The 12160-nt window shown below is 72.6% G+C and carries 11 protein-coding genes and 1 pseudogene; 7 read left to right on the forward strand and 5 right to left on the reverse strand.

All coding sequences use genetic code 11. The features are described from left to right. Positions 1 to 75 precede the first annotated feature (75 nt). Entirely contained in the window at positions 76 to 1140 is a 1065-nt protein-coding gene (locus tag JL475_RS14595) for a galactosyldiacylglycerol synthase (protein ID WP_202278116.1), read from the forward strand. 79 nt (positions 1141 to 1219) lie between these two features. Here JL475_RS14595 and JL475_RS14600 read toward each other — a convergent pair whose 3' ends face one another. The 3 genes from JL475_RS14600 to JL475_RS14610 all read right to left on the reverse strand — a co-directional run bounded on the left by JL475_RS14600 (position 1220) and on the right by JL475_RS14610 (position 3265). Further along, positions 1220 to 1990: a ribonuclease BN gene (locus JL475_RS14600; RefSeq protein WP_237407158.1), complete on the reverse strand. Its 771-nt coding sequence runs from the start codon at positions 1988 to 1990 to the stop codon at positions 1220 to 1222. A 98-nt stretch (positions 1991 to 2088) separates the two neighbouring features. Beyond that, a complete protein-coding gene (locus tag JL475_RS14605; RefSeq protein WP_202278028.1) occupies positions 2089 to 2253 on the reverse strand; it encodes a hypothetical protein in 165 nt (54 codons plus the stop codon). A 274-nt stretch (positions 2254 to 2527) separates the two neighbouring features. Further along, positions 2528 to 3265 carry a nitroreductase family protein gene (locus tag JL475_RS14610; protein ID WP_202278029.1) on the reverse strand — a complete coding sequence of 246 codons (738 nt, stop codon included), beginning with the start codon at positions 3263 to 3265 and terminating at the stop codon, positions 2528 to 2530. A gap of 305 nt (positions 3266 to 3570) precedes the next feature. Here JL475_RS14610 and JL475_RS14615 point away from each other — a divergent pair, with 305 nt between their 5' ends. Then, entirely contained in the window at positions 3571 to 4494 is a 924-nt protein-coding gene (locus tag JL475_RS14615; RefSeq protein WP_202278118.1) for a Rieske (2Fe-2S) protein, read from the forward strand. Between the two features lie 31 nt (positions 4495 to 4525). Here JL475_RS14615 and JL475_RS14620 read toward each other — a convergent pair whose 3' ends face one another. Together JL475_RS14620 and JL475_RS14625 are read right to left on the reverse strand one after the other, a co-directional pair. Then, the gene (locus JL475_RS14620; RefSeq protein WP_202278030.1) at positions 4526 to 5164 is read right to left on the reverse strand and encodes a hypothetical protein; all 639 of its coding nucleotides are present in this window, start codon (positions 5162 to 5164) and stop codon (positions 4526 to 4528) included. Positions 5165 to 5214: 50 nt separating this feature from the next. After that, positions 5215 to 5400, reverse strand: a pseudogene (locus tag JL475_RS14625) (hypothetical protein); the annotation flags it as partial. Positions 5401 to 5555: 155 nt separating this feature from the next. Between JL475_RS14625 and JL475_RS14630 the strand changes: the two are divergent. From JL475_RS14630 to JL475_RS14650, 5 genes are all read left to right on the forward strand, one after another. Then, on the forward strand, positions 5556 to 6161 hold the full coding sequence (locus JL475_RS14630; protein WP_202278031.1) for a bifunctional 2-polyprenyl-6-hydroxyphenol methylase/3-demethylubiquinol 3-O-methyltransferase UbiG: 606 nt from the start codon (positions 5556 to 5558) through the stop codon (positions 6159 to 6161). A 574-nt stretch (positions 6162 to 6735) separates the two neighbouring features. Further along, positions 6736 to 7233 (forward strand): hypothetical protein, encoded by a 498-nt coding sequence (locus tag JL475_RS14635; RefSeq protein ID WP_202278032.1) that lies wholly within the window; start codon positions 6736 to 6738, stop codon positions 7231 to 7233. 556 nt (positions 7234 to 7789) lie between these two features. Next, entirely contained in the window at positions 7790 to 8542 is a 753-nt protein-coding gene (locus tag JL475_RS14640; RefSeq protein WP_202278033.1) for a thioesterase II family protein, read from the forward strand. Between the two features lie 887 nt (positions 8543 to 9429). Next, complete coding sequence (locus tag JL475_RS14645; protein WP_307825054.1) at positions 9430 to 10638, forward strand: cytochrome P450; 1209 nt, start codon at positions 9430 to 9432, stop codon at positions 10636 to 10638. A 91-nt stretch (positions 10639 to 10729) separates the two neighbouring features. Next, positions 10730 to 12079 carry a serine hydrolase gene (locus tag JL475_RS14650; protein ID WP_202278035.1) on the forward strand — a complete coding sequence of 450 codons (1350 nt, stop codon included), beginning with the start codon at positions 10730 to 10732 and terminating at the stop codon, positions 12077 to 12079. The last annotated feature ends 81 nt before the right edge of the window (positions 12080 to 12160 follow it).

Raw genomic sequence — 12160 nt, forward strand, 5'->3', positions numbered from 1 at the left:
CACCCACCGTCGTCGGTGCCCCGCCGGTACGTGTCGGCGGACGGCGGGCAGCGACTGCTGATCGTCAGCGCGAGCATGGGAGCCGGCCACGACACGGTGGCCGGCGAACTCGCCCGCCGTGCCCGGGAACAAGGCCACGACGCGCAGGTCGTGGACCTCCTGCGGTTGCTTCCGCACGGCCTGGGCACCGCGGTGCGCCTCTTCTACCAGTCGTCGGTACGGCACTTCCCCTGGGCGTACGCGGGCCTCTACCACGCGCTGTTCCGCCCCGGTCCGCGCCGCCGCCCCAGTGGCGTCCCCCTCGCCCGGCTGGCGGGCGGCCGTCTGACGGACCTCGTGGAGCGGACGGGCGCCGACGTGGTGGTCCCGGTCTTCCACCTGGCCGCCCAGCTGACCGGTCACCTGAGGGCCCGTGGGCGCCTGCGGCCCCCGAGCGCCGTCTTCGTGACCGATTTCGCCGTCCACCGGCAGTGGCTTCACCCCGGCAACGACCTGTACCTCTGCCTCACCGACGAGGCCGCGCGGGACGTGGGCCGGAGCACCACGGTGCCCGTCGAGACGGCCGGACCGGTCGTGGCACCCGGCTTCTTCGCGCCGGCCGCCGGGGTCGCGGCATGGCGGCTGCGCTTCGAGCGGTACGCCCCCGGACGCCCGCCCGTCGTGCTGTCCGCCGGAGCCTGGGGCGCGGCTTCGGCGCTGGACGGGACGGCTCGGCTGCTCACCGCCGCCGGTTTCCTCCCGGTCGTGCTGTGTGGCCGGAACGAAGGTCTGCGGGCCCGCCTGGCCGGGGTTCCGGGCGTGCTCGTACCGGACTGGGTCACCGACATGCCCGGCCTGCTGCGTGCGGCTCGCGTCCTGGTCGACAACGCCGCCGGTCAGACCGCCGTACAGGCTCTCGCCTCCGGGCTGCCCGTGGTGGGCCACCGCCCGCTGCCCGGGCACGGGAGGGAGGGGGTGCGGCGGATGGCGGCGCTCGGTGTCTCGGAGATCGCTCCGGACGACGGCGCCTTGCTGCGCGCCCTGCGGCGGTTGTCGGCGGACGGTGCGTACCGGGACCGCCGGATCGCCCGCGGACGGGAGCTCTTCCGGGGGGACGCGCTGGCACGGGTGACCGCACTCGCCGACATGTCCTCCGTGTGATCGGCCGGAACAGCCGGGAAGGGAAGCCGACGCCTCGCCCCCCGACGCCTTGTGCGCCTTGTCCGACGCGTCGTACGCGTCAGTCGTCGCCGGCCGGTTCCGTCCCGGCCCTCGCAGGCAGGTCGTCGGTGAACCGGTGCCCGTGGTGGTCGAGGAGCCAGCGGCCGAACAGGGCGCCGCCGAAGATGACGAATCCCACGCCGATGAGCCACGACTCGACGATGAGGACGACCCCGACCGTTCCGTAGCTGATCGCGTTCTCGACGATCAGCGGTGCGAAGACGAAGTAGGAGAAGCCCCGCAGACCGATCAGGCCCGCCATGGTGGCGATCGCGCCCGGCAGCAGGTGCCACCAGCGGACCTGCCCGCCCAGCAGGAAGCGCTGCCCCCACCAGAAGAACAGGACGCCGGTCACCAGCGAGAGGGTGATCCGCTCAGGCCCGTGCAGGGAATGGCGGGTCAGCACTTCCTGGTAGAGGAACGCGGTCAGGACGCACAGCCAGGTCGCCTGACGCCAGATCCGGTGCCACGGCCCGGGAGGCAGGTTCCATATCCGCTCGTAGCCGTTCTGGATGCTCCCGCCCAGCGGGACACCGAACACGGCGAGTGCCAGCCCGCCCCACACGCTGGTGGTGCCGACCACCTCGCGCGGCGGGCTGATGATCTCCGCGAGCAGGTGCGCGGACCGGCCGGACAGACCCATGCCGTCCGCGAGCCAGGCCGCGAAGCCGCCCCGCCCGAGCGGATCGGCGGCGGCGACCACGATGAGCAGGGGCGCCAGTGTGACCAGCGACAGCGTGGCGAACCCCAGGGCCCGGTGCATCAGTTCCAGATCACGGCCGCGCCGCATCAGGACGGGGGCACCCAGCCACTCCCATCCGTGCCGGAGCGTGCCCAGGTGACGCCTCACGGTGCGCTCCTTCGTCGGCTCGCGTACACGCGCTCGTGTCACCTGGCGGCAGGCGGGGCAAACCCGGATGCAGCCGTCGGGGTGGGGCCGTAGCCGTCGACGGCCTTGATCAGTCCCAGGGACGCGACCTGGAGGGGGCGGGCCTGCTGGGAGACGATCTTCGGGCATGGACAGCCGCCCCACCAGGGAGCCGTGGTGTCCACGTCAGTCTCGGATTCACCCTTCGGCCGGTCTTCGAAACGCGGCCTGCGCCGCGTGCGGGACACCTGTCCGTCCCGCGAGTGACGTCAGGTGCCGACCGGTTGCGCTCCCGGGCCGGTATGTGCCGCCCGACCGGGCCTGACACCCGCCGCCCTGTGTGTCGAGGTCACCGACGCGGGAGGCGGCCGCCTGCCCGCACCGTCCGCCCCGGGTGCCGGAGCGGGCGGTGCGCGGGCGTCTTGTGTCACCGGCCCGATGGCGCCCGGTGCCCGTGGCCTACCAGCGGTTGCGGTGCACGACCTCTTCCACCGGGCGGCGGCTCACCGGACCGAACCTGCCGCGCGGCCACCCCACCGGGACGGCCGCGAAGGTGTTCATGTCGTCGGGAATGCCCAGGGCCGCCTTCCACTCGTCCTCCAGCATCAGGTGCCAGATGGTGATGTTGGCGGCCAGGCCCAGGCCCCGCGCGGCGAGCAGCAGGTTCTGCACGCCCGGGTAGACGCAGGAACCCTCCGCGAGGGCGGCGAAACGCTCCTGGATCCGCCCCATGCGGGCCGTCCCCTCGGCGCCGAGCTCCTCGGCGTAGCGCCGCATGCCCTCCTCCTCGATCCTCGGCTCCGGGAACCGGTAGCAGGGGATGATCAGCGCCGGGGTCTCGGCGAAGTGGTCGCGCTGGTACTCGATGGCGGCGACCATGCGTCCGTACGCGGCCTCGTCCATGCCGGCGGGGGCGTACTTGCCGGTCGTGGCCAGGTAGGCGTCCACGCACCGCTTCCACAGCGGGGCGAGGCCGGCCATGACCGCGGGGTCGGTGACGACGACGTACTCGTAGCGCTGCATGTTGCCCCCGCTGGGGCCCCAGACGGCCGCCTGTATCAGCTGGTCCAGGAGCTCGTCGGGCACCGGGTCGGGCCGCAGGCGCCGCATGGCCCGCAGGGTGGACATGGTCGCGAAGAGGGCCGGTTCGGCGGTGTCGCCGGCCGGTGCCCCGGCGAGGGTGGTTTCAGAGGTCATGATCGTGAGTGTAGGGACGGCGCGCCCCGCCCGGACCACCCGGTCACGTTTGCTTCGCCGTACCGGGAAGAGTCATCTGCCCCGAACCCGCTTGCTCTTGACGCACCGTCACCGAACCGGCCGAAAAGCGGACGGAGGTGATTCCGGCCGACAGGACGACAGCGCCCCTGAGGCACGGACGGCCCACCGGGGGACCCGCTCCGGCGGGCCCTCGTTCACGCCTCGGACGCCGGGACCCACCCACGTTTGTCATGTGCGCAGGTGGGGACCCGGGGCCCATGACTGCAACGCCACGCCACCGCCGGATGCAGCAGAACCGAATGCTGTGGCTCCTGGAGCGTCTGGAACGGGCGCCCTGGGCGGACCCGGCGATCGACGCTCTCCGGTCAGCAGTCCGCTCCCTGCCGCTGGGGCGCGGACGGGACGTGCTGCACGGCAGGTGGCTGGGGCATCCGCTCCATCCGCTGATGGTGCAGGTGCCGGTCGGGAGCTGGCTGTCCGCGGCCGTGCTGGACACCCGGCCCGGCCGCTCCCGCGAGGCGGGGCTGCTCGTCGGTGTCGGCCTGGCCGGGGCCGCGCCCGCCGCGCTGGCGGGCGCCGTCGACTGGGCGGAGCTGCGCCGTGAGCAGGCACGTGTGGGGCTGGTGCACGCCATGGCGAACTGGGCGGCCGTGGGCCTGTACGCGACCTCGCTCGCCTGCCGCCTCAAGGGGCGTACGGGCGCCGGCCGGACGTACGGCTTCCTGGGGCTGACGGCGGTGGGGATCGGCGGCATGCTGGGCGGCCACCTGGCCTACCGCCAGGCGTCCGGAGCCAACCACGCGGAAGAGGTTCCGCACGTCGTCCGGGAGGGCTGGCACCGGATCGGTGCCGTGGCCGATTTTCCGGCCGGGCAGCCCGTGCGGCGCGTCGTGGACGACGTGCCGGTCCTGGTGGTCCGTGAATCCGGCGGGGTGATCCACACACTGGCCGAGCGGTGCAGCCATCTCGCCGGTCCGCTGTCCGAGGGCACGATCACCGACGGATGTGTCCGGTGCCCGTGGCACGGCAGCGTCTTCCGGCTCTCGGACGGCTGGAACGTCCGCGGTCCGGCCACCGCACCGCAGCCCGCCTTCGACACCCGGATCGTCGACGGGCACGTCGAGGTGCGCCTGCGTCGAGCCGACCGGGAAGCGGACGGCGAGTGGAGCGGGAGCGGAGCGGGCAGGGTCGGCGGGTACGCCGGCTGACAGCCGCTCCGACCGTCCGCGCCGGGTACCGTCACCCCGAAGCGAGGGCCACCGTCGTCGTGACCCGGGTGAGGGCGGGGGCCGACGGCGTCGAACCGAACCCGAAGCGCACGGGTGGTTCGACCGGTGCCATCGCGCCGAGGTCGGTGCTCCCGAAGGCAGCCGACACCGCACGGATCGGCAGCAGGTCCCGGGCGCCGTACCACTCGCGGCGCCCTCCACCGGCGCTGCCACGGGTGCGCACACCGGGGAGCAACAGGCGGGCGGGCCGGTCCGTCAGCGCGCTCCACGCCGGACGGCGGGCGAGCGCACCGGGAACGGCCCGCAGGACGAGGCCCCGAAGCCGTCGCCGGCCGGTGACGAAGCGCAGGTCGAGCGGCCCCGCGGCAACGGTCCAGGTGCCGTCCGTGACCCGCACGTCGACCGGAACGACCCGCACCGTGTCGAAGACGTAGGTACCGCTGATGAAGTCGGCCGTCTCCTGCGTGGGGGCCAGCAGCAACCTCTCCCCGTCGGCCCGTTCCAGCATCACGTCGCTGAACGCTCCGAACGGTGAACGCTGCCAGTGTCCGAGCACGATCCGGGTGCCCGAGGAGGTGCCCATGCCGGCGATCCAGCCGTCGAAGCGCAGCCGCGGGCGCCGCGCGGCCCCGCCGGGCATCCGGATCATCCGCTCGTCCTCATCTGCTCGTCCTCATGCGCTCGTCCTCCTCGGGTGGGCTACGCGGCGTCGGCTCCGGAACGGCGAGCGGCGCGGCGCCGGAGGCGCAACGGCAGCACGTACCAGCAGAGACCGAACCACAGCATGACCCCGCCGGCGAGCACCTCGGCGAGGACGCCGGGAACCACGACACGGAGGATCAGCAGGAGTGCGCAGCCGATGGTCAGCGCGAGGAGGACCATGCCGCTGCGGGCTGCGGGCTGCGGGCTGCGGGCTGCGGGCTGCGGGCCGAGGCTGTCGTGGCGCGCGCAGCAGGCCGTGCCCTCCTCTGCGACGGCCTTCTGCGCCGCGAGCCCGGTCACTTCTTCGAGGGGCGCACGGGCGACCTATAGTGGCCCTCATGAGCCGTTGGAGGGAGTTGACCGGGGAGACGTCCGGAGAGGACTACGCCGCACGGTTCGCGGCCCTGGCCCGTAGCGGGAAGGACGTGCACGGTGAGGCGCGGTTCTGCGCGGCGCTCGTGCCTGCCGGAGCGCGGGTGCTGGACGCCGGGTGCGGTACCGGACGGGTCATGATCCGGCTCGCGGAGCTCGGGTACGACTGCGTCGGGGTGGACGTCGACGCGTCGATGCTGGCAGTGGCGCGGACGCAGGCGCCGGGACTGCCCTGGTTGCAGGTCGATCTGGCCGGGTTCGAGCCGGAACTGCTCGGCATCGCGGCGGACTTCGACCTCGTGGTCGCCGCAGGCAATGTTCTCCCGTTGCTCGCCGCCGGCACCGAGGCCACGGTGGTCCAGCGCCTGGCCGCGGCCCTGCGTCCGGGCGGTCTGCTGGTCGCCGGCTTCGGCCTGGACGAAGCCCACCTGCCCGTGCCGCCCGGCATCACGCTGCCCGAGTACGACGACTGCTGCGCCGCGGCCGGCCTGACCCTCGTCGACCGCTTCGCCACCTGGGACGCCGCCCCTTACGACGGCGGCGGCTATGCCGTCAGCGTCCACCGCCGGTGAGGACGTGAGAGTTCGGCCCGCGGCCCGCGCGCCCCGACATCGTTGCGTACCGCCCCGCTGATCGGTTCTTGCGTATCCGTCAACGCCGTCTTGCTGCGTACCGCGCGGTGCCTTCGGCGTGGGGATACGTACTCGGTTGTGTCCCGGTGCGGCAAAGGAGGGAATGTCCAGGACCGGCCGACGCATGCGGGCGCGAGTGTGTGCCGGAGCCGCCTGGTGGATAACGGCTGCCCGGACCGGGGCAGTTCGGATGCGTCGTCACCTCGGCGAGTGCAACCCGGCCGCCCTTCAGTTCGGGCGCGTACTCGCAGGTCGTGTTCCTGCTGACGCCCAGGCCCTCGTCGGTGCCCGGGCGCCCGGCACCGTAGTCGCGGTGAGGTTCAGACGGGCCGCCATGTCAAGGTTCACCTCCCCGTACGGGCGTACGGGGGACCAGAACAGCGGGGTCAGGCCGCGCCGATACGCCGTGGGGCGACTGGCTCCACCGGAGGGGGAGTCTCAAGTGACGACGAGTGAGGTCCGGGAAGACGTGTCGAAAGGCGGGCGCGCCCCCACGAAGCCACGGGTACCGTTCGTGCCCCTCATCGTGTCCGTCGGGGCGGTCCTGTGCGCTGGGGAGCTCGGGGCGGCTTGCTTCCTCGGGGGCGGTCTGTTCCTGGACGGAACGGGAACCGGCTGCGAGGAGAGCGGCAAGCGCACGGCGCAGGTCTCCTCGGCGTCCGTCGTCCCGCCGCCGCCCGTCGGTGCCACCCTTCTCGAGGGGCATGAGGAGGCCGGCAGCGAGTGCATGGAGGACAGCGGTGCGCCGTGGCTCGCCGTCGACCGCCACTACCGGTTCACCGGTGACCGGGAAGCCGTCGTCATCCATTACCGGCGGGTGGCGGAGAAGGGTGGCTGGACTTCGAGCGGTCCGGAATCCGCTGACGCGAGTGCGTCGGAGGCACCTTCCGATGTCTGCTTCGAGAAGGATCTGGCGGGCGCGCCGGCTCTCCTTCGGCTGCACTTCGAGTCGACGCGGACCTTCCTGCTGAGCGTCGAGTCCTCCTTGGACGGAGAGCCGATGGAATGCTGACGCGTCGTTGGCCGCAGTCCGGTCCTGTGACACGTACGCGGGACCGGGGCCGGACCGTTGCCCGCACCGTGCGGAGAGGGCGTACCTCCTGCAATCGCGTGCTGCTCTGCCCGACAGGGTGAGCTCTTTCGCCCCCAGAACCTGTGTGACGGCGTGATCGACCGGTTGTTCGCAGGAGGCCATCGGGCCAGATCGTCGAGGCGCGGAGTTCGAAGCCGGTCGGCCGACCGGCGGACACGAACCTTCTTCAGCACGGGGATGAACCGGGGGTCGTCCGCGGCCTGCCCGGTGGTCAAGGCGAACGTCAGGGGCCGGCAACGGGCGTCGGTCGCCAGGTGGATCTCGGCGGTCGGCCTGCCGTGGGCCGGCCGGTCTCCGCCGCCGCCGGCACCGGACACCTGACGGTCGCGCCCCGCGAGGTGCCCCTCGACGGTCGGCGCGCGGGCACCGTACGGTCGGCGACGGTCACACCGGGCCGGCCGGGCACGCAACTCCGGCCGCAGCGAAGAGAAGCAGCGAAGAAAAGCAGCGAAGAGAAGAAGGGCGGGAAGTTCCGATGGAGGACAAGGACCCCTGGATCAGACCACTGCGTGGTGCCGTGCCACCTCGCGCGCGCGTGCTCTTCTTTCCGCACGCCGGTGGCGCCGCCTCGTTCTACGCGCCGTTCGCGCGGCGGTTCCCCGAGGGGTACGACGTCGCGGCCGTTCAGTACCCGGGGCGGCAGGAGCGCTTCGGTGAACCGTTCGTGGCGACCCTCGAAGGACTCGCCGACCGGCTGATGCCGTCCCTGCGGCGATGGGCGGTGGAGCCCGTGCCGCTGGTGCTCGTCGGCCACAGCATGGGGGCGTCCGTCGCCTTCGAGTCGGTACTCCGGCTCGGGCGCGACCGGTTGACGGCACACTGCCGTCTCGTCGTTTCCGGCCGGACCGCCCCGTCGGTACCGCGCGAGATCCCGGCTTTCGACTCCGACCAGGAGATCCTCGACCACCTTGCCGGTCTCGGCGGCACCGACCCGGCGATCGTCCGCAGCCCGGATCTCATGGACCTGTTCCTGCCCGTCGTGCGCAATGACTACCGGGCGGTGACCCGGTACCGGCCGGTCCCCGACGCCGTGGTGGACACGCCCGTCCTCTGCCTGACCGGGGATCGGGACCCACAGGTCGCGCCGGAGGAGGCCGCAGCCTGGAAGAGTCACACCACAGCCGGTTTCCGGCTGAAAACGCTCCCCGGGGAGCACTTCTTCCTGACGGTCCATCCGGACACCGTCGTGCGGCTCGTCGCCGAGTGCGCCGAAGCCGACGGGGGATGACGGGCGGCCCGTTCGCGGCTCGTGGGGGCTTGCGGCACTGCAGTGAGCAGGTTGGTGTACGCCCGCGCACGCACGGTGGTCGTGAGCGCCGGTGGCTTCCTTCACACGCCGGGTCGTTCCCCGTGTGCCGGGCGCCCGCCAAGGGGCCCGGCACGGGCGGCGTTCGGACATGCCGTTGCCGAATCTGGCCGAAACCCACGGGGTGGGTGACCAGGCGTCCGAGGCGGATGGTGCAGGTGGCGGCGGTCATGGCCCGGTTGTCGCGAGAGAAGTGAATTCTCCTTTGGTACAAGGGGTTTGAGTGTGGAGCGACGGGTACACGCTCCTCGCGATGGGCCGCTGACTGGGCATCTCCCCTCCGGTTTCGGGGGGTTGCCATTGTGTGACCCAACGTGAAAACTGTGAGCGCATTCGGCCCGGAGGTATCGGGTCGAAGCGCGTTCTCGGCACGAAAAAAGCACTGAATCGTGGGACAGGAGAGTTCTGCGCGGAGCCGCTGCGCAGGAAAATCGGGGGGATGCGGTGATGACTGTCGGGTGCCCGTCGCACGTGTCACCAGGCTGCGGGCGTGCGGATCTGCCGGCCGCACGACGGACGTCCAGACCGCTCAAAGCCGCCGCCCCGTCGTACGGAACCTGTCCCCAGGCTTGCTGACGCCCCGGGAAGCCACCGGCGTTCCGTGCGGGGCGGACGGGCGGGCGCCCCCGAGCGGCGGCCGGCCCAGCCTGACCACGAGTCGGCCACCTGGCGCGGAGCGAGGACCGCCGACCGGTGCCATACCCGTTGACCACGCCATGACGGCCACGGCTTCCCGCCTTGCCCGGCGGACCCACAGCACCGGCGGTGACCCACCGCCGGGCCCACGTGCCCTCACCCGAGGAGGAACGGTGACCAGCACACAACTGCCCGGGACCGAATCGCCCCTGGACGCGTTGGCCGACCGGTGGCGGTCCTTGCGCGAGGCGGGCCCCGTGACCTACGACGAAGGGCAGAAGCAGTGGCGTGTCGTGGACCACCAGGGGGTCTCCGCCGTCCTCGCCGACCCGGCGACGTACTCGTCCGACCTCACACCGATCACCCCCACCCAGCAGGACTTCGAGACCTTCCGGCAGGGCAACTTCGTCGGCATGGACCCGCCGGAACACCGCAAACTCCGCACCTTGGTGAGCCAGGCCTTCACCCCCAGAGTGGTCCACGGCCTCGCACCACGTATCGAGGCCGTGTGCGCGAGCCTGCTCGACGGTGTCGCCGACCGGGACCGGTTCGACCTGGTCGACACCCTCGCCCACCCCCTGCCGATCATCGTGATCGCCGAACTCCTCGGCATCCCCGCCGACGACCACGGACTGTTCCAGGAGTGGGCCGGCACCCTCTTCGGCGGCGACCAGCTCGGCGACAGCCTCGACATGGCCGACCTGGAACGGGCGCTGGAGGCCATCGCCCCGACCGTGCGCGAGATGAACGGCTACGTGCTGGACCACATCCGGCACCGCCGCGCACACCCCGGGGACGACCTCACCAGCAGACTCCTCACCGCCGAGGTGGACGGAACGCGCCTGGCGGACGAGGAGATCGTCGGATTCGTCGCCCTGCTGCTGGTCGCCGGGCACGTCACCACCACCGCGCTGCTCGGCAACGCCGTGGTCACCTTCGACCGGCATCCCGGAACCCTCGCCGCGCTGCGCGAGAACCCCGGCCGGCTGCCGGACGCCGTGGAGGAGGTACTGCGCTGGCTGCCGCCCTTCCCCGAGCTGGGACGGCGCACCACCCGGCCGGTGGTGCTCGGCGGCCACGAGATCCCGGCCGACACCCTGCTGATGGCGCACCTGGGTGCCGCCAACCGTGACCCCTCCCGCTTCACCGCTCCGGACGTCTTCGACGTGGCCCGCAGTCCGAATCCCCATCTGACCTTCGGCCACGGCATCCACTTCTGCTTCGGCGCACCACTGGCCCGGCTGGAAGCACGGATCGCGCTGCACATGCTGATGGAACGTTTTCCTGTTCTCGCGGTCCCCTCCTACGGCGACGTCACGTACCAGAACCCTGCCGTCATCGTCGGCGTACGCCACCTGCCGGTCGCCGTCACCAGACCGTGACGCGCGTCGACACGCTCAGGTCCCGCACCGCTCACCGCGGGCCCGGCCGTGTTCTCTCCCCGCACCCGCTCTTCCCAGGAGTCCCCTGCTCATGCTGTACACCACCGCCGCTCCGGCCACCGACCGGACGCCGTCCCCGCTGCGCCATGAGGTGCAGAGTCGCATCGACTCCCTCGCACGCGTCCACCGCGTGCCCGGCGCCCAACTGGCCGTCCACACCGGCACGCACACCCTCAGCGTGCACACCGGAACGGCCGACGCCCTGACGGGAACCCTGTTCACCGCCGACACGGCCGTGCCCCTGGGCTCCGTCACCAAGCTCGGCACGGCCGCCGCCGTGCTGCTCCTCGCCGACGACGGAGACCTCGACCTCGACGAGCCCGCCGCCGAACTGCTGCCCGAGTTCAGGTTATTGCCCGAGGTGACCGTGCGTCACCTGCTCAGTCACACCGCCGGCCTGCCCACCGGACCCGACTCCGACAGCGCCGCGGGCACCACCACCACGCGCTACCTCTCGGCGGTCTGCACCGCGCAGAGCGCCCTGTTCCCGCCGGGAACCGGCTTCTCCTACTCCAACGCCGGCTACGTCGCCGTCGGCCGGATCATGTCCGAAGTGACGGGCATGACCTGGCAGGAAGCACTGCGAGCGCTCCTCCTCGAACCCCTCGGCGTCGTCCCCGCCTTCCTCGGCGACGCCCTCCCCGCGCGGCCGGTCGCCACCGGCCACGCCCTCAACACGGCCACGGGCCTGGTGCGCCCGGCCCACCAGAACCTCGCCCCGGTGGAGGCTCCGGCCGGAGCCCTGCTGGCGAGCGCCGAGGACCTGGTGGCCCTGGGGAGGGCCGTCATCGGCCGGTCCACCGTCCTGCCCGCGTCCGCCGCCGCCCGGATGCGCCGCCGTGAACCGGCCGCCGACCCCGGTGCCCTGGCGGATTCCTGGGGCCTGGGCCTCGCCCTCTTCCAGCAGGACGGCCGCGTGTGGTGCGGCCACGACGGCAACGCCCAGGGCACCTCCTGCCATCTGCGGGCCGAGCCGGACAGCGGCGTCGTCGTCGCCTTCACCGGCAACGCCGGCGGCGCCACCGCCCTGTGGCGGGACCTCGCCGCCGACCTCACCCGGCTCACCGGCATACGCGTGCCGGCCTCCCCGGCCGTCGGCCGCCGCGGCCCCGCCGTACCGCTGCCGGAGTGCGCCGGCACCTACCGCAACGGGGGCACCGAGTACGCGGTCAAGCTCGACGGGGCCGGCACGCCGACCCTGTCCGTCGACGGCGACTACCCGATACCGCTGGTGTGTTACCCGGACCTGTCCTGCGATCTGGTCGACCCGGCGACCGGCCGGCACGAGCCCGGCGGCCGCTTCCACCGCGACCCCGCCACCGGGACCATCGACCGCCTGCAGATATCCGGGCGTGCCGCGCGCCGCACCGGCACCGTCTGACCGCACGCGTCACGCACCCGCCCCGTACGCACGGACCCCCGCACCGCTCCGGTGTGCCCGCGAGCCGCCCGAGACCGGCGC

It is taken from the genome of Streptomyces sp. M2CJ-2 (genome assembly GCF_016757295.1).
GTDB lineage: Bacteria > Actinomycetota > Actinomycetes > Streptomycetales > Streptomycetaceae > Streptomyces.

Coding starts and splice junctions, on each gene's coding strand:
- JL475_RS14640 (WP_202278033.1), top strand. CDS start 7,790: ATGGAGGACAAGGACCCCTGGATCAGACCACTGCGTGGTGCCGTGCCA.
- JL475_RS14615 (WP_202278118.1), top strand. CDS start 3,571: ATGCAGCAGAACCGAATGCTGTGGCTCCTGGAGCGTCTGGAACGGGCG.
- JL475_RS14620 (WP_202278030.1), bottom strand. CDS start 5,164: ATGATCCGGATGCCCGGCGGGGCCGCGCGGCGCCCGCGGCTGCGCTTC.
- JL475_RS14610 (WP_202278029.1), bottom strand. CDS start 3,265: ATGACCTCTGAAACCACCCTCGCCGGGGCACCGGCCGGCGACACCGCC.
- JL475_RS14650 (WP_202278035.1), top strand. CDS start 10,730: ATGCTGTACACCACCGCCGCTCCGGCCACCGACCGGACGCCGTCCCCG.
- JL475_RS14630 (WP_202278031.1), top strand. CDS start 5,556: ATGAGCCGTTGGAGGGAGTTGACCGGGGAGACGTCCGGAGAGGACTAC.
- JL475_RS14595 (WP_202278116.1), top strand. CDS start 76: ATGGGAGCCGGCCACGACACGGTGGCCGGCGAACTCGCCCGCCGTGCC.
- JL475_RS14600 (WP_237407158.1), bottom strand. CDS start 1,990: ATGCGGCGCGGCCGTGATCTGGAACTGATGCACCGGGCCCTGGGGTTC.